The 16,830-nt window shown below is 64.0% G+C and carries 14 protein-coding genes; 9 read left to right on the top strand and 5 right to left on the bottom strand.

Annotated elements, in window-relative coordinates:
* Window positions 1–43: 43 nt before the first annotated feature.
* From fes to entF, 3 genes are read left to right on the top strand one after another with little or no spacing between them, the layout of a single operon-like run.
* Complete coding sequence (fes, locus tag HWQ14_RS21480) at window positions 44–1,243, top strand: enterochelin esterase (protein ID WP_176610933.1); 1,200 nt, start codon at window positions 44–46, stop codon at window positions 1,241–1,243.
* Between the two features lie 10 nt (window positions 1,244–1,253).
* The gene (locus HWQ14_RS21475; RefSeq protein ID WP_176610932.1) at window positions 1,254–1,466 is read left to right on the top strand and encodes an MbtH family protein; all 213 of its coding nucleotides are present in this window, start codon (window positions 1,254–1,256) and stop codon (window positions 1,464–1,466) included.
* Window positions 1,463–5,320 (top strand): enterobactin non-ribosomal peptide synthetase EntF, encoded by a 3,858-nt coding sequence (gene entF, locus HWQ14_RS21470; RefSeq protein ID WP_176610931.1) that lies wholly within the window; start codon window positions 1,463–1,465, stop codon window positions 5,318–5,320. Before HWQ14_RS21475 ends, entF begins: the two co-directional genes overlap by 4 nt.
* 90 nt (window positions 5,321–5,410) lie before the next feature.
* On the opposite strand, the gene fepC is transcribed toward entF, so the two are convergent.
* Genes fepC through fepD form a run of 3 tightly spaced genes read right to left on the bottom strand, consistent with a single transcriptional unit; the run spans window position 5,411 to window position 8,201 of the window.
* Window positions 5,411–6,211 carry an iron-enterobactin ABC transporter ATP-binding protein gene (fepC, locus tag HWQ14_RS21465; RefSeq protein ID WP_176610930.1) on the bottom strand — a complete coding sequence of 267 codons (801 nt, stop codon included), beginning with the start codon at window positions 6,209–6,211 and terminating at the stop codon, window positions 5,411–5,413.
* Window positions 6,208–7,197, bottom strand: a complete 990-nt coding sequence (gene fepG / locus HWQ14_RS21460) for an iron-enterobactin ABC transporter permease (protein WP_176611238.1) — start codon at window positions 7,195–7,197, stop codon at window positions 6,208–6,210. The genes fepC and fepG overlap by 4 nt, the downstream gene beginning before the upstream one ends.
* Window positions 7,197–8,201: a Fe(3+)-siderophore ABC transporter permease gene (gene fepD, locus HWQ14_RS21455; protein WP_176610929.1), complete on the bottom strand. Its 1,005-nt coding sequence runs from the start codon at window positions 8,199–8,201 to the stop codon at window positions 7,197–7,199. The genes fepG and fepD overlap by 1 nt, the downstream gene beginning before the upstream one ends.
* A gap of 108 nt (window positions 8,202–8,309) precedes the next feature.
* On the opposite strand from fepD, the gene entS reads away from it, so the two are divergent.
* Window positions 8,310–9,557, top strand: coding sequence for an enterobactin transporter EntS (gene entS, locus HWQ14_RS21450; protein ID WP_176610928.1), 1,248 nt, complete (start codon window positions 8,310–8,312; stop codon window positions 9,555–9,557).
* A gap of 46 nt (window positions 9,558–9,603) precedes the next feature.
* Here the strand turns inward: entS and fepB are convergent, their stop codons facing one another.
* Entirely contained in the window at window positions 9,604–10,563 is a 960-nt protein-coding gene (gene fepB / locus HWQ14_RS21445) for a Fe2+-enterobactin ABC transporter substrate-binding protein (RefSeq protein ID WP_176610927.1), read from the bottom strand.
* 188 nt (window positions 10,564–10,751) lie between these two features.
* On the opposite strand from fepB, the gene entC reads away from it, so the two are divergent.
* Genes entC through entH form a run of 5 tightly spaced genes read left to right on the top strand, consistent with a single transcriptional unit; the run spans window position 10,752 to window position 15,577 of the window.
* Complete coding sequence (gene entC, locus HWQ14_RS21440; RefSeq protein ID WP_176610926.1) at window positions 10,752–11,927, top strand: isochorismate synthase EntC; 1,176 nt, start codon at window positions 10,752–10,754, stop codon at window positions 11,925–11,927.
* Between the two features lie 9 nt (window positions 11,928–11,936).
* A complete protein-coding gene (entE, locus tag HWQ14_RS21435) occupies window positions 11,937–13,547 on the top strand; it encodes a (2,3-dihydroxybenzoyl)adenylate synthase EntE (RefSeq protein ID WP_176610925.1) in 1,611 nt (536 codons plus the stop codon).
* A gap of 10 nt (window positions 13,548–13,557) precedes the next feature.
* Window positions 13,558–14,412, top strand: coding sequence for an isochorismatase family protein (locus tag HWQ14_RS21430; RefSeq protein WP_176610924.1), 855 nt, complete (start codon window positions 13,558–13,560; stop codon window positions 14,410–14,412).
* The gene (gene entA, locus HWQ14_RS21425) at window positions 14,412–15,164 is read left to right on the top strand and encodes a 2,3-dihydro-2,3-dihydroxybenzoate dehydrogenase EntA (RefSeq protein ID WP_176610923.1); all 753 of its coding nucleotides are present in this window, start codon (window positions 14,412–14,414) and stop codon (window positions 15,162–15,164) included. Before HWQ14_RS21430 ends, entA begins: the two co-directional genes overlap by 1 nt.
* The gene (gene entH, locus HWQ14_RS21420; protein WP_148419281.1) at window positions 15,164–15,577 is read left to right on the top strand and encodes a proofreading thioesterase EntH; all 414 of its coding nucleotides are present in this window, start codon (window positions 15,164–15,166) and stop codon (window positions 15,575–15,577) included. The genes entA and entH overlap by 1 nt, the downstream gene beginning before the upstream one ends.
* A 129-nt stretch (window positions 15,578–15,706) precedes the next feature.
* On the opposite strand, the gene HWQ14_RS21415 is transcribed toward entH, so the two are convergent.
* Complete coding sequence (locus HWQ14_RS21415) at window positions 15,707–16,819, bottom strand: M20 family metallopeptidase (RefSeq protein WP_176610922.1); 1,113 nt, start codon at window positions 16,817–16,819, stop codon at window positions 15,707–15,709.
* Between the last annotated feature and the right edge of the window lie 11 nt (window positions 16,820–16,830).

Raw genomic sequence — 16,830 nt, 5'->3', positions numbered from 1 at the left:
TTGCTCTGAAACAAAAAAGACTGTTAAACATGGGGTTATAAGGGTGACGGCGTTAACGACGGGAAGTGAAGCGTGGTGGCAGTCAAAAAACGGGCCTGAGTGGGAGCGCCATAAGGAGAACTATCGCGTCACCTTCTGGTGGCGGGACCCGGCAGGAACGCAGGACACGTCTACGGTGAAACGCGTCTGGCTTTACATCACCGGCGTGACCGATCACCATCAAAATGCCCGCCCGCAGTCCCTTGAACGCATCCCGGATACAGACGTCTGGGGGTGGCAGGGCGAGTTCAGCCCCGAGTGGCGCGGCAGCTACTGTTTTATCCCCTCCGTAAATGAAAACGATTTTGCCGGTGCCGTGTTTGAAGGCGAGCAGCCGGACCGCATGGCGCTGCGTGAAGGCTGGCGCAAACTGCTGCCGCACGCGGTGTCCGATCCGCTCAACCCCATTAGCTGGCGCGGCGGGCGCGGCCATGCCGTCTCGGCGCTGGAGATGCCGGACGCGCCCCTTCAGCCCGGCTGGGATCGTCCCGATACGCCGTATCAGGCGCCGCTCTGCATTGAGTGGAACAGCGCGCGCCTGAAGAACCGCCGCCGCGTGTGGATCTTTACCACCGGAGACGTCAGCCCCGAGCGCCCGCTGGCGGTGCTGCTTGACGGGCAGTTCTGGGCGGAAAGCATGCCCGTCTGGCCTGCGCTGACGGCGCTGACCGTTGACGGCAGGCTGCCGCCCGCGGTCTACGTCCTGATCGACATGATTGATACCGCACACCGCAGCCGCGAGCTGCCGTGCAACGCCGATTTCTGGCTGGCGGTGCAGGAAGAGCTCCTCCCGCAGGTAAAAAGCATAACGCCCTTCAGCGACCGCGCCGACCGTACGGTAGTCGCAGGTCAGAGCTTCGGCGGTCTCTCCTCTCTCTATGCCGCACTCAACTGGCCGCAGCGCTTTGGCTGCGTGCTGAGCCAGTCCGGCTCTTACTGGTGGCCGCACCGCGGCGGGCAGCAGGAAGGGCTGCTTATCGCCCAACTCAAAGCGGGTGAGAAAGCCGCACGCGGCCTGCGCATCGTTCTTGAAGCCGGGCGCAACGAGCCGCTCATTTTGCGCGCGAATCAGGCCATTTACGCCGAACTACACCCACAGCAGCCGGTTGTCTGGCGTCAGGTTGACGGCGGACACGATGCGCTTTGCTGGCGCGGTGGGCTGACGCAGGGGCTGATGACCCTCTGGCAGCCGCTTATTCAATAACGGAGTCTGTATGGAATTCAGCAATCCTTTCGATAATCCGCAGGGGCAGTTCGCCATTTTGCAAAATGACCAGGGGCAGTACAGCCTGTGGCCGCAGCAGTGCGGCCTGCCCGCAGGCTGGCGCGTGGTATGCGAGCCGCAGTCCCAGGAGGCGTGCCGGCAGTGGCTGGCTGAGCGCTGGCAAACGCTTGTCCCGTCCCATTTTGCGGGGGAGAGCGCATGAACCGTCTTCCTCTCGTCGCCGCCCAGCCGGGCATCTGGATGGCGGAACAGCTTTCCACCCTGCCGAATGCCTGGAGCGTGGCGCACTATACCGAGCTTAAGGGCGACATTGACGCGCCATTGCTGGCAAAAGCGATTGCTGAAGGCATGATGCAGGCCGATACCCTGCGGATGCGTTTTGCCGAGGATAACGGCGAGGTGTGGCAGTGGGTTGATGAAGCCATAACGCTGCCCGAGCCGTCCATCGTTCGCGTTGACTCTCACGAGGCCGCCGTGGCGCTGATGGAAAGCGATCTTAATCAGAACCTGCGCGTGGACGGCGGTCAGCCGCTGGCGTTTCACCAGCTGATTCAGGTCGGCGAGCGCCAGTGGTACTGGTATCAGCGCTATCACCATCTGGTGGTGGATGGCTTCAGCTTCCCGGCCATTACCCGCCAGATTGCCGCGATTTACGCCGCCTGGAAACGGGGCGAACCCGCGCCTGCCTCGCCGTTTACGCCGTTCGCTGAGGTGGTTGACGAGTATCAGCGCTACCGCGACAGCGAGGCGTATCAGCGCGACGGTGCCTTCTGGGCCGGGCAGCGCAGGCAGCTTCCTCCTCCGGTCTCGCTCTCCTCCGCGCCGCTGCCGGGGCGTGCCGCCACCACCGACATCCTGCGCCTGAAAATTGCAATGGACGGCCGCGCCTTCAGCCAGCTTGCGCAGGCGGCAGGACAGGCGCAGCGCACCGACCTGGCGCTTGCGCTGGTGGCGCTGTGGCTGGGCCGCCTGACCGGACGGCCGGACTACGCCGCCGGGTTTATCTTTATGCGCCGCATGGGCTCCGCCGCGCTGACCGCGACCGGCCCGGTGCTCAACGTGCTGCCGCTGGCGGTCAATATCAATCCGCAGGAGAGCCTGCCGGAGCTGGCGCTTCGCCTGGCGAACCAGCTGAAAAAAATGCGCCGCCACCAGCGCTACGACGCCGAGCAGATCGTGCGCGACAGCGGGCGTGCCGCAGGCGATGAAGCCCTGTTTGGCCCGGTGCTGAACGTCAAGGTATTCGATTATCAGCTGGATATCGACGGCGTGGAGGCCACCACCCACACGCTGGCCACCGGCCCGGTGAACGATCTGGAGCTGGCATTATTCCCCGACGAGCAGGGCGGGCTGAGCATCGAGGTTCTCGCCAATAAAGAGCGTTACGACGAGGCGACGCTTGCCCGCCACGTTTCGCGCCTGAACGCGATGCTGACGCAGTTTGCCGCCAACCCGGACCTGCGCTGCGGTGAAGTGGAAACCGTTACAGAGCAGGAGTACGCCCAGCTTGCGCGCATCAATGATACCGGGCTGGCGCTACCGTCCACCACGCTTGCGGATCTGGTGGCGGAGCAGGCGAGCAAAACCCCGGACGCCCCCGCGCTGGCGGATGCAAACGTTGAGCTGAGCTACCGCCAGATGCGCGAGCAGGTCGTCGCGCTGGCGAACCTGCTGCGCGAACGCGGCGTGAAGCCCGGCGACAGCGTGGCGGTGGCCCTGCCGCGCTCGGTATTTCTGACCCTGGCGCTGCACGGCATCGTCGAGGCAGGCGCCGCGTGGCTGCCGCTGGATACCGGCTACCCGGACGATCGCCTGCGGATGATGCTGGAGGACGCGAAGCCCTCGCTGCTGATTACCACCGACGAGCAGCTACCGCGCTTTAGCGATCTCCCGATACCTTCGTTTAGTTACAACACCCTATTACCGACCGCGGGTGCTGAACCGCTGCGGCTGGCGAAGCCGGAGCAGACTGCGTACATCATCTTTACCTCCGGTTCGACGGGGCGTCCGAAAGGGGTGATGGTCGGCCATACCGCCATCGTTAACCGCCTGAAGTGGATGCAGGACAGCTACCCGCTGGCGGCGAATGACGTGGTGGCGCAGAAAACGCCGTGCAGCTTTGACGTGTCGGTCTGGGAGTTCTGGTGGCCGTTTATCGCCGGGGCGAAGCTGGTGATGGCCGAGCCGGACGCGCACCGCGATCCGCAGGCGATGCAGAGCTTCTTCGAACAGTACGGCGTGACGACGACCCACTTCGTGCCGTCGATGCTGGCGGCGTTTGTCGCCTCGCTGACGCCGGAAAACGTGGCGTGCTGCGCGTCGCTTAAGCAGGTGTTCTGCAGCGGCGAAGCGCTGCCTGCCGGGCTGTGCCGCGAGTGGGAGCTGCTCACCCATGTGCCGCTGCATAACCTCTACGGCCCGACCGAAGCGGCGGTGGACGTCAGCTGGTATCCGGCATTTGGACCAGAGCTGGCGGCCGTTAAGGGCAACAGCGTGCCGATCGGCTTCCCGGTGTGGAACACGGGGCTGCGCATTCTGGACGCGATGATGCGCCCGGTGCCGTTCGGGGTGGCGGGGGATCTGTATCTCACCGGCATTCAGCTGGCGCAGGGGTATCTGGGCCGTCCCGACCTCACCGCCAGCCGCTTTATCGCCGATCCGTTTGCCCCCGGCGAGCGCATGTACCGCACCGGTGACGTTGCCCGCTGGCTGGACAATGGCGCGGTGGAATACTTAGGCCGCAGCGACGATCAGCTGAAAATTCGCGGCCAGCGCATCGAGCTTGGCGAAATCGACCGGGCGATGCTGTCGCTGCCGGACGTGGCTCAGGCCGTGGCGCACGCCTGCGTGTTCAACCAGGCGGCGGCAACGGGTGGCGATGCGCGCCAGCTGGTGGGGTATGTGGTCTCTGAATCCGGTTTGCCGCTGGATCGCGACGCGCTGCTGGAATCGCTGAAGGCACAGCTGCCGCCGCACATGGTGCCGGTGGTGCTGCTGCAAATCAGCGCGCTGCCGTTAAGCGCAAACGGCAAGCTCGACCGCAAGGCGCTGCCGCTGCCGGAGCTGACCAGCAAAACCTCCGGCCGCGCGCCGGAAGGCGAAACCGAAGTTACCGTGGCGCAGGCGTTCTCGGCGCTGCTGGGCTGCGAGGTGAACGATATCGAAGCCGACTTCTTTGCCCTCGGCGGCCACTCGCTGCTGGCGATGCGCCTGGCGGCACAGCTCAGCCGCGCGTTTAGCCGTAAGGTCACGCCGGGGCAGGTTATGGTCGCCTCTACGGTCAGCAAGCTTAGCGTCCTGCTGGACTCGCAGATGAGCGACGAGCAGGCGCAGCGTCTGGGGTATGAAACCCTGCTCCCGCTGCGCGAGAGCGACGGCCCGACGCTGTTTTGCTTCCATCCGGCGTCCGGCTTCGCCTGGCAGTTCAGCGTGCTGGCGCGCTATCTCAGCCCGCGCTGGTCTGTTACCGGCATTCAGTCGCCGCGCCCGGACGGGCCGATGCAGCAGTGCGCGGATCTGGATGGGGTGATCGAACATCATCTGAGCACGTTGCGTAAGCAGCAGCCGCAGGGGCCGTACTACCTGTTCGGCTATTCCCTCGGCGGCACGCTGGCGCAGGGGATTGCGGCGCGTCTGCGCGAGCAGGGCGAAACCGTAGCGTTCCTCGGCCTGCTGGACACCTGGCCGCCGGAAACCCAGAACTGGGCGGAGAAAGAGGCCAACGGCCTCGACCCGGAGGTGCTGGCAGAGATCGAGCGCGAGCGTCAGGCGTTTATTGCCGCCCAGCAGGGGCAGGGCTCCAGCGCGCTGTTTAACGCCATTGAGGGCAACTACGCCGACGCGGTGCGGCTGCTCACCACGGCACGCAGCTCACGCTTTGACGGAAAAGCGACGCTGTTCGTTGCCGAACGCACGCGAACGATGGATCCGCAGGTCGCGTGGGCGCCGTGGGTGGGTGAACTGGAGGTGTACAGCCAGGACTGCGCCCACGTGGATATCATTTCACCGCAGGCGTTTGAGAAGATAGGACCGGTGTTGAAGGAGATTTTGGGATAATTGTTCCCCTCACCCCAGCCCTCTCCCCAAAGGGGAGAGGGTGTAATCGTCCCCTCGCCCCTTTGGGGAGAGGGTCAGGGTGAGGGGCCATCAGACCGCACGCTTTCCAAGCGGCACCACCAGCGGCGTGCCCGCCACCGGATCGTCAATAATCATGCAGCGCATGCCGTAGATCCGCTCGATCAGCTCTGGCGTCACAATCTCCTTCGGCGCGCCCTGCGCCACAATCTCGCCGTCGCGCAAGGCAATCAGATGCGTGGCGTAGCGGCACGCCTGATTCAAATCATGCAGCACCGCCGCCAGGGTATAGCCCTGCGTGCGGTTCAGCTCGCTCAGCAGCTCCAGCAGGTCAATCTGATGGCTGATGTCCAGCCAGGTCGTCGGCTCGTCCAGCAGCATGATGGAGGTTTCCTGCGCCAGCACCATCGCGATCCACGCCCGCTGCCGCTGTCCGCCGGAGAGGGTGTCCACGCTTTGCAGGGCGAGATCGGTAATCCCCGTCGCCCGCATCGCGCGGTTCACCGCCTCGTCATCTTCCCTGCGCCAGCGGGTAAACAGCGGCTGGTGCGGATAGCGTCCGCGCGAAACCAGCTCCTGCACCGTGATATCCCCCGGCGTGGTGGCGTTCTGCGCCAGCAGCCCGATGCGCCGCGCCACCTCTTTGTTGGCGAAGCGCTGGATCTGCTCGCCGTCGAGAAATACGCTGCCCTCAGCCGGGGCCATCAGGCGGCTGAGGGTGCGCAGCAGCGTCGATTTACCGCAGCCGTTCGGGCCGATGATCGCCGTAAAGTGGCCGTCAGGTACGGAGACGGTCAAATCACGGGCAATGATTTTTTTGCCGTAGGCGAGGGTGAGGTTTTCGCCGCGCAAGCGGGTGGTTGAGTCTGTCATTTCTTGCGTGACTCCTGAACGAGCAAAACGATAAGGTAAATTCCGCCGAGGCTGACGGTCACCACGCCTACCGGAAGTTGATAAGGCATAAACAGCCGCTGGGCGCAGAGATCGGCAGCCAGCAGTAACGTCGCCCCGCACAGCGCGGCCTGGGTTAACCCCCAGCGCGCCGTACCGCTAAGACGCCGCGCAATGTGCGGGGCGACCAGGGCGATAAACGAGATCGGTCCGGCAATCGCGGTGGAGGCCGCGGTGAGCAGCACGGCCACCAGCATCAGCATCAGGCGCGAACGCTCTACCCCCACGCCCAGCGCGCAGGCGGTGTCGTCGCCCATCTCCAGCAGCCGCATGCGCCGCACCAGCAGCAGCGCGGCTATAAACATCAGCAAAATCAGCGGCGCGGCGGGCCAGGTTTTGCCCCACGTCAGGCCGTTGAGGGAACCGGTATACCACAGCCCGGCCGAGAGCGCGGTTTCCAGCGAGGCCTGCAGTAAAAGCCAGGTGTTAAAGGCCATCAGCATCGCGCGCACGCCGATACCGATAATGATCAGGCGGAAGGTGTCGATGCCGTTGCGCCAGGCAAGCAGCCAGATAGCCAGCGACGTGACAATGCCGCCGGCCATCGCCGTAAAGGTGATGGCCGTCAGGTGCTGGCCAAACAGCACCATCGCCACCAGCACGCCGCTCCAGGCTCCGGTATTGAGGCCCATCACGTCCGGGCTGCCGAGCGGGTTGCGCATCAGCGACTGGAAAATCGCGCCGCTGACGCCGAGTGCCGCGCCCACCAGAATGGCCATCGCCACGCGCGGCAGTCGCCACTCCGTCACCACCAGGGTGATATTGCGCGGCGCGCTGCCGGTGAGGGCGTGAAGGACCTGCGCGAAATCGAGCGTGACGGCGCCGCTTTGCAGGCTCCAGACCGCCAGCAGCAGCAGGGCCATGACCAGCAGGGAGACGCTGGTGACCAGGCGACGGGACGGGGCCATCATGCGCCACCTCCGCGTCTGCGTCGTACCAGGAAGATCAGCACCGGCGCGCCGATAAAGGCGCTCACCACCGAGACGCGCAGCTCTCCGGGCACCAGCAGGCGGCCCAGCACGTCGGCAAACAGCAGCAGGGCCGGGGTGGCCAGCAGCGTCACCGGCAGCGACCAGCGGTGATCCGCCCCCACCAGCCAGCGCGCCACGTGCGGCATCATCAGGCCGATAAAGGCAATCGGACCGACCACGGCGGTCGCGCTGCCGCACAGCACGGTGATGGCGAGCAGGCCAGTCAGCTGCGTGCGCGCCACGCGGTTACCGAGCGCGGTAGCGGTGTCGCTGCCGAGGCTCAGGCTGTTCAGCGCCCGGCTTAAGCACAGCGCCACGGCGGCGGCAATCATCACCGGAATAACCACCACCTTTAGCGTATCCAGGGTGCGAATATCCAGCGAACCGGCCTGCCAGAAGCGCAGCTGGTCGTAGACGTCCGGGTTGAGCAGGGCGATGCCGTTCGATAAGCCTTCCAGCACCGCCGCGAGCGCTACGCCCGCCAGGGTTAAGCGCACCGGGCTCAGCTGCCCGCCGCCCTGGCTGCCGGTAAAGGCGACCACCAGCGAGGCGGCCAGCGCGCCGCAGAAGGCCATCACCAGCTGTTCAGAGGGTGACGTTAATCCGAACAGCGCCGCGCCGAGCACGATGGCAAAGCTGGCGCCGGAATTGACGCCGAGAATGCCGGGGTCCGCCAGCGGGTTTCGGGTAAGGGTTTGCATCAGGGCACCGGCAAGCCCGAGCGCGCCGCCGGCCAGCAGTCCCGCAAGGGTGCGGGGCAGGCGAGCGTCGAGCACGATGGTGCAGTCGGCGCTCTGGCAGGTACCGGAGAGCGCATCGACAATAACGGACGCGGGCAGCGGCCTGGCGCCGACCAGCAGGCTGAGTGCAATCGCAAGGATTAGCAGTAGCAATAACGCGGGCACGGCAACGGCGCGCACCGCAGAAGAGGAAAACGACATAGCAACATCCATGATTTGATAATGATAGTGATTATCGTTATCTATCTTATTTGGCTATGTTAGCATGTGCGCCCATGGAATTGGTAGAAATAGACTCAAGGCCTTGTCATGAATCAAAAATCCTGGCTGCTTAACCTCAGCCTGCTCAAGACGCACCCGGCATTTCGCGCCGTCTTTATCGCCCGCTTTATCTCCATTTTATCCCTCGGCCTGCTCGGCGTTGCCGTGCCCGTGCAGATCCAGGCCATGACCCACTCCAGCTGGCTGGTGGGGTTATCCGTGACCTTAACCGGCGGGGCGATGTTTATCGGCCTGATGGTCGGCGGCGTGCTGGCGGACCGCTACGAGCGTAAAAAGCTGATCCTGCTGGCGCGCGGCACCTGCGGCGTGGGCTTTATCGGGCTGTGCCTGAACGCCATGCTGCCGGAGCCGTCGCTGATTGCCATTTACGCGCTCGGCCTGTGGGACGGCTTTTTTGCTTCGCTGGGCGTAACGGCGCTGCTGGCGGCCACGCCCGCGCTGGTCGGGCGCGAGAATCTGATGCAGGCCGGAGCGATCACCATGCTCACCGTGCGCCTCGGCTCGGTGATTTCGCCGATGGTTGGCGGATTATTGCTGGCAACCGGCAGCGTGGCGTGGAACTACGGCCTGGCGGCGGCGGGAACGTTTATTACCACCCTGACGCTGCTGCGTCTGCCGCTGCTGCCCCCTCCGCCGCAGCCGCGCGAGCATCCGCTTAAATCCCTGATGGCGGCAATCCGCTTTCTGTTCAGCAGCCCACTCATCGGCGGCATTGCGCTGCTCGGCGGCCTGCTGACGATGGCGAGCGCCGTGCGCGTGCTATACCCGGCGCTGGCGGGCGAGTGGCGGATGAGCGCCTCGGAGATTGGCGTGCTGTACGCCGCCATTCCGCTCGGGGCAGCGTTCGGGGCGCTCACCAGCGGCAATCTGGCGCAGAGCGCGCGCCCGGGCTTGATTATGCTGGTCGCAACCCTGGCCTCGTTTATCGCCATCGGCTTCTTCAGCCTGATGCCGGTCTGGGCGCTGGGGGTTCTGTGTCTGGTCATTTTTGGCTGGCTGAGCGCTATCAGCTCTCTTCTACAGTACACCCTGATCCAGACCCAGACGCCGGAAGGGATGCTCGGGCGCATTAACGGCCTGTGGACCGCGCAGAACGTGACGGGCGATGCCATTGGCGCGGCGATCCTCGGCGGGCTGGGGGCGATAATGACCCCGGTAGCCTCGGCGAGCAGCAGCGGGTTTGTACTGGCGATTGTCGGCGTGATTTTGCTGGTGGTATTAGCGGAATTGCGGCGGTTCAGGCAGGAGGTTGTATTGAACGACGGTGCAGCCTGATGCCCTCACCCCGGCCCTCTCCCGCGGGGAGAGGGAGGGAAAAGGCCTATTTAAACAATGCGTTTAATCTCTCTAACACCAGCATCGCGCTGTAATAATCCAGGCGGAACGTCTCCGTTCCCAGCGCCCAGACGCGCTTGTTTTTCACCGAAGGCAGATGCGCCAGCAGCGGGTTGGCATAAATCGCGTCCACGTCTTTCTGGTCACCGGCAAACACAAACAGCCCTTCGCCGTTCAGCCCCGTTGCCAGGTTTTCACCGCCCAGCTGAATAATGTCGTGGCGCTTGCCCTGGCTTTTGGAGGTGTGCAGCCCGGCAGGCAGGTCCGCCAGCGTGAAGCCCAGCTGGTGCAAAAGCTTGCCCTGCGCCGATTCTGCGGTCCAGAGGTTAGCGCTGTGCGCGGCGGCGGTGTAGACGATGGCGTTTACCGGCTGCGGCGGCAGCGTCATCTGCTGCTTCACCTGCGCGAGCTGCTTATCGAAGGCGGCAACGCGTTCGGCGGCCTGCTTTTCGTGTCCGGTAAGGGTGCCGAGCTGCGTCAGCAGTTCCTGCCAGCTTTTGTCGTCGTAGTTGATGACGAGCGTCGGGGCGATGGCGGAGAGCTGATCGTAGAGCGCCAGCGCGGAATCCCCGCCGGTGGCGCTAATTAGAATCAGGTCCGGCATCTGGGCGGCCACCGCTTCCGCGCTCGGCTCGCCAATGTACAGACGGGCAACCTTGCGCTGCTTTGCAATCTCGCCCCACTGGCGCAGGAAGCCCTGCGCATCCGCGACGCGGTTGTTGGGCGTGGTGGCGCCGCTGGCGATAACCGGGGCGTCAATCGCCAGCAGGGAGCCGGTTAAGGTCACGCTGGTGGAGACAATGCGCGTCGGTTTGCTCTCAAGGATGTGCACGCCGCGGCTGTCGGTGACCTGACGCGGCCAGTCGGCGGCGGCCGCTGAGGTTAGTCCTAAAACAAAAAGTCCTGTCAAAAGAAGGGCATTACGGCAAACGGCAGCGATTTTCACAGAGCGGCATCCTGTTTTTACTGAAGATAATGCTTCTCATTTTCATGGTTGCGGATAAGGGATGCAAGCATTTGTCGCACAAGTTGTTTGCCCGGCGGTTGACAGCGGGGCGCTGTGGGATTAGGTTAGCCGACGAAAATATAAATGATAATCATTATTGCTTCTTTTATCATTTTGAGGAGGATGATATGGACACGTCCCTGGCTGAGGAAGTTCAGCACACCGCGACCGCGCTGCAATCAGACAGCTTTTTCTTTATGTCGCCTTACCGCAGTTTTACCACCTCAGGCTGTTTTGCCCGCTTCTCCGAATCCGCCGTCGGCGGAGACGACCCGTCGGGTCACTTCCAGCAGAAATTAGCTCAGGCTTTCCGTCACGCGAAAGACAGCGGCATTGCTCACCCGGTGATGGTAGGGGCAATTCCCTTCGATACCCGCAAACCGTCGTCGCTGTTTATTCCGCAGCGCTGGCAGACCTTTTCGCGCCCGGCGCGCCAGCAGTCGGCACGCTACGCCTCCGGCGCACAGACGCTGAACGTCCGGCAGCGCACCGAAATTCCGCCGCAGCCGGTTTTCGAAGAGATGGTATCCCGCGCCGCGTCGCTGACCGCCACGCCGCAGGTGAACAAGGTCGTGCTGTCGCGCCTGATTGATATCGCCACCGACAGGCGAATCGATAGCGGCGTGCTGATGGAGCGTCTTATCGCCCAGAACCCGGCCAGCTACAACTTCCACGTGCCGCTGGAAGACGGCGGCGTGCTGCTGGGCGCCAGCCCGGAGCTGCTGCTGCGCAAAGAGGGCGCCCGCTTTAGCTCGCTGCCGCTGGCGGGCTCCGCGCGCCGTCAGCCTGACGACGTGCTGGATCGCGAGGCGGGCACTAAGCTGCTGGCCTCCGAAAAGGACCGCCACGAGCACGACCTGGTGACGCAGGCGATGAAGGCCGTTCTGGAGCCGCGCAGCCATCATCTGAGCATGCCCGCTTCCCCGCAGCTCATCACCACGCCAACGCTGTGGCATCTGGCGACGCCGGTAGAGGGTGAAGCGCGTGAAAACGAGAACGCCCTGACGCTGGCCTGCCTGCTGCACCCGACGCCAGCCCTGAGCGGTTTCCCGCACCAGGCGGCAAAAGAGCTGATTGCCGAACTGGAGCCGTTCGACCGCGAGCTGTTCGGGGGCATCGTCGGCTGGTGCGATAGCGAAGGTAACGGCGAGTGGGTGGTGACTATCCGCTGCGCGCGTCTGCACCAGAACACCGTTCGCCTGTTTGCCGGGGCGGGTATCGTGCCGGCCTCCTCGCCGGTGGGCGAGTGGCGCGAAACCGGCGTGAAGCTCTCCACCATGCTCAACGTTTTTGGTTTGCACTAAGGAATACCCATGACCATCCCCTTTACCCGCTGGCCTGAGGATTTTGCCCGCCGCTACCGTGAGAAAGGCTACTGGCAGGATCTGCCGCTGACCCACATTCTGACGGATCGCGCGGACAGCGATGCGGTCGCGATTATCGACGGCGATCGTCACATTACCTACCGCGCGTTTCATCAGGCGGTGAACAACCTGGCGTCTGCCCTTCAGGCGCAGGGGCTGCACCGCGGCGAAACCGCGCTGGTGCAGCTCGGCAACGTGGCCGAGTTTTACGTTACCTTTTTCGCGCTGCTGCAGATTGGCGTCGCGCCGGTCAACGCGCTCTTTAGCCATCAGCGCAGCGAGCTGAACGCCTACGCGGCGCAGATCAGGCCCGCCGTACTGATTGCCGACCGCGGCCACGCGCTGTTCGCGGGCGATGAGTTCCTCAACGCTTTCGTGGATGAACACCGCTCGGTGCGCGTGGTGCTGCTGCGCGGTGACAGGGCCGAACATGCGCTGGAGGCGGCGATTGCCCGCCCGGCGGACAATTTTATCCCCAACCCCACGCCTGCCGACGAGGTGGCGTTCTTCCAGCTCTCCGGCGGCAGCACCGGCACGCCGAAGCTGATCCCGCGCACGCATAACGACTACGACTACAGCATTCGTCGCAGCAACGAGATCTGCGGCATTACCGCCGAAACCCGTTACCTGAACGCGCTCCCGGCAGCGCATAACTACGCCATGAGCTCGCCGGGATCGTTAGGCGTGTTCACCGCGGGCGGCTGCGTGGTGCTGGCGAACGATCCGAGCGCCACGCTCTGCTTCCCGCTGATCGAACAGCACCAGATTAACGTCACCTCGCTGGTGCCCCCGGCGGTAAGCCTGTGGCTGCAGGCGATTGCCGACGGCGCGGGAAACGCGCAGCTGAGATCTCTGAAGCTGCTCCAGGTGGGCGGGGCAAGGCTTTCCGCCACGCTCGCCGCGCGTATTCCGGCGGAAATAGGCTGCCAGCTGCAGCAGGTGTTCGGCATGGCGGAAGGGCTGGTGAACTACACCGCGCTCGACGACGCGCCGGAACGCATCATCAACACCCAGGGCCGCCCGATGTGCCCGGATGACGAAGTGTGGGTGGCGGACGAGCACGGCAACCCGCTGCCGCGCGGTGAGGTCGGGCGTCTGATGACGCGCGGCCCGTATACCTTCCGCGGCTATTTCAACAGCCCGGAACACAACGCCAGCGCCTTTGACGCCAACGGCTTTTACTGCTCCGGCGATCTGATCGCCATTGACGAGCAGGGGTACATCACCGTGCAGGGGCGCGAGAAGGATCAGATCAACCGCGGCGGGGAGAAGATCGCCGCCGAAGAGATCGAAAACCTGCTGCTGCGCCATGACGCGGTGATCCACGCCGCGCTGGTGAGCATGGAGGACAGCCTGCTGGGCGAGAAGAGCTGCGCGTATCTGGTGGTGAAACAGCCCCTGCGTGCGGTCGAGGTGCGCCGCTTCCTGCGCGAGCAGGGCGTTGCCGAATTTAAACTGCCGGACCGCGTGGAGAGCGTGGACGCGCTTCCGCTAACGCCGGTCGGCAAAGTCGATAAAAAACAGTTGCGCCTGTGGCTCGCTGAACGCGCCCGGGGCTGAGGAACAGAGAATGGCCATTCCAAAATTATCCGCATACGCGCTGCCAACCGCCGCAGACCTGCCGACTAACAAGGTGAACTGGGCGTTTGAGCCGGAGCGTGCCGCGCTGCTGATCCACGATATGCAGGAATATTTCCTGAACTTCTGGGGCGAAAACAGCGCGATGATGCAGCAGGTGGTGGCGAACATCGCCAGACTTCGCGCATTTTGCAAGGAACACCATATCCCGGTGTACTACACCGCGCAGCCGAAAGAGCAGAGCGATGAGGACCGCGCCCTGCTGAACGACATGTGGGGGCCGGGCCTGACCCGCTCGCCGGAGCAGCAGCGCATCGTAGCCGAACTGACCCCGGACGAAGCGGACACCGTGCTGGTGAAGTGGCGCTACAGCGCGTTTCACCGCTCGCTGCTGGAGCAGATGCTGAAAGAGACCGGCCGCAACCAGCTGCTGATCACCGGCGTTTATGCCCACATCGGCTGCATGACCACCGCCACCGACGCCTTTATGCGCGACATCAAGCCGTTCTTTATCGCCGACGCGCTGGCGGATTTCACCCGCGACGAGCACCTGATGTCGCTGAAATACGTCGCCGGGCGCTCGGGCCGCGTGGTGATGACCGACGAACTGCTGCCGTCCGTACCGGCGACCAAAGCGGCGCTGCGTGAGCTGATCCTGCCGCTGCTGGACGAGTCCGACGAGCCGATGGATGACGAAAACCTGATCGACTACGGTCTGGGCTCGGTGCGCATGATGGCGCTGGCCGCCCGCTGGCGCAAAGTGCACGGCGATATCGACTTCGTGATGCTGGCAAAAAATCCTACCCTCGATGCCTGGTGGGCGCTGCTCTCCCGCGAGGTGAAGTGATGAGCTTTGACTTCACGGGTAAAACCGTCTGGGTGACGGGCGCGGGCAAAGGCATTGGCTATGCGACCGCGCGGGCGTTTGCGGAGGCGCGCGCGCGGGTGACCGGGTTCGACCTGGCCTTCCCGCAGGGCGATTATCCGTTTGCCACCGAGACGCTGGACGTGGCGGATGCCGCGCAGGTAAGTGAGGTGTGCGGGCGCCTGCTGGCCTCGCTTGAACGTCTGGACGTGCTGGTCAACGCCGCCGGCATTCTGCGCATGGGGGCCACGGACCAACTCTCGCAGGAGGACTGGCAGCAGACGTTTGCGGTCAACGTTGGCGGCGCGTTTAACCTGTTCCAGCAGACGATGGGCCAGTTCCGCCGTCAGCAGGGCGGAGCGATAGTGACGATAGCCTCAGACGCCGCGCATACGCCGCGCATCGGCATGAGCGCGTATGGTGCCTCGAAAGCGGCGCTCAAAAGCCTGGCCCTGACCGTCGGGCTGGAGCTGGCAGACAGCGGCGTGCGCTGTAACCTGGTGTCGCCCGGCTCAACGGATACCGACATGCAGCGTACCCTGTGGAAAAGCGACGATGCGGAACAGCAGCGCATTCGCGGCTTCGGCGAGCAGTTTAAGCTCGGCATTCCGCTCGGCAAAATCGCCCGTCCGCAGGAGATTGCCGCCACCGTGCTGTTCCTTGCGTCCGACGCCGCCAGCCATATCACCCTGCAGGATATCGTGGTGGACGGCGGCTCCACGCTGGGGGCGTAATGATCTGGAAACGTCATTTATCGCTTGAGGCGCTGAACGCCACCAGCCAGAACACCATGGTGGCGCATCTGGGCATCGTCTATACCCGCCTCGGGGACGACACGCTGGAAGCCGAGATGCCGGTGGATGCGCGCACCCACCAGCCGTTTGGCCTGCTGCACGGCGGCGCGTCGGCGGCGCTGGCGGAAACGCTGGGATCGATGGCCGGTTTTCTGATGACCCGCGAGGGGCAGAACGTGGTGGGCACGGAGCTGAACGCCACGCATCACCGCGCGGTGTCGCAGGGAAAGGTGCGCGGCGTTTGTCAGCCGCTGCATCTGGGGCGTTCCAGCCAGAGCTGGGAGATCGTGGTGTTCGACGAGCAGGGACGGCGGTGCTGTACGTGCCGGTTGAGTACGATGGTGCTGGGTTAATTTTGTGCGGCCTGTTGCCCTCACCCCTCACCCCGGCCCTCTCCCCAAAGGGGCGAGGGAGAAAAGAGGGCGCTGAGCCGTCCCCTCTCCCCTTTGGGGGGAGGGTTAGGGTGAGGGGTAGGGAAAACCTTAGAGCATCGAAACGACCCGCTTCAGTAACCGAATTCGCGGCGCAATGGACGCTTTATCCAGCCATTCCGCGGTGCTGTGGAACCCGGCGCCAATCGGGCCGAAGCCGTCAAGCGTTGGGATGCCGAGCGCGGCGGTGTGGTTGGCATCGCTGCCACCGCCGACCGCCTGCCAGGTAATGGTGATACCTTCCTCCTTTCCGGCCGCTTCAACCAGACGCATCAGCGCCTGAGTGTCTTCACTCGCGGCCATCGCCGGTTTATGGTTAACCCGCGTCAGCGTGGTGGTCACGCCGTCTGAAAAGCCTTTTTCACATAACGCCTCCAGCGCCTGATTCACCCGGTTGTACTCGTCGTTTTCCCAGAAGCGCACGTCAAGTTCGGCTACGGCGTTATCCGCCACCACGTTGGCCGCGCTGCCGCCGTGAATCACCCCGATGTTGAGCGTGGTGCCGCGATCCCAGTCGGTTAGCGCATTAATGGCGATAACGCTGTTTGCCAGCGCGGTAATCGCCGAGCGGCCTTTCTCCGGATCGTTACCCGCGTGCGCCGCCACGCCGCTGAACGTCAGGTGATAGCCCGCCATCCCCTTACGCGCTTTCACCAGCGAGCCGTCCGCTCTGGCGGCTTCGCATACCAGCACGCAGCGGGAACGTTTAGCCAGCTCGCCGATCCATTCGTGGGAGTAGACCGAGCCGGTCTCTTCATCCGGGTTCATCGCCACGGCAATAGCCAGCCGATCTTTGTCTGCGGCATCAAGCTCGCGCATCGCCCACAGTATATTCAGAAGTCCGCTCTTCATATCCGAGACGCCGGGGCCGTACAGCCGGGTATCGTCTTCGCTCATCGGGCGCCCGGCGACGGTGCCGGGGGCAAACACGGTATCCAGATGCCCCACCAGCAGCACGTCAAACCGTTCAGCCTGAGGTTTGTTGCTGACAAACACGCCGGGACCAACCTTTTCGCCAAGATCTACCCGTTCGGTATGCCAGCCTTCGCGCTGCCACAGCTGCTGCATGATGTCCGCCACGGTTGCGACACCCGCAAGGGTCTGGGTACCGCAGTCCACGTTCACAAGGGTCTTCAGCTCTGTAATATAATCATCAAGTTTCATATTCACGTCCT

Source organism: Enterobacter cloacae (assembly GCF_013375935.1).
GTDB lineage: Bacteria > Pseudomonadota > Gammaproteobacteria > Enterobacterales > Enterobacteriaceae > Enterobacter > Enterobacter pasteurii.
This window is presented reverse-complemented; position numbering and strand designations above follow the sequence as displayed.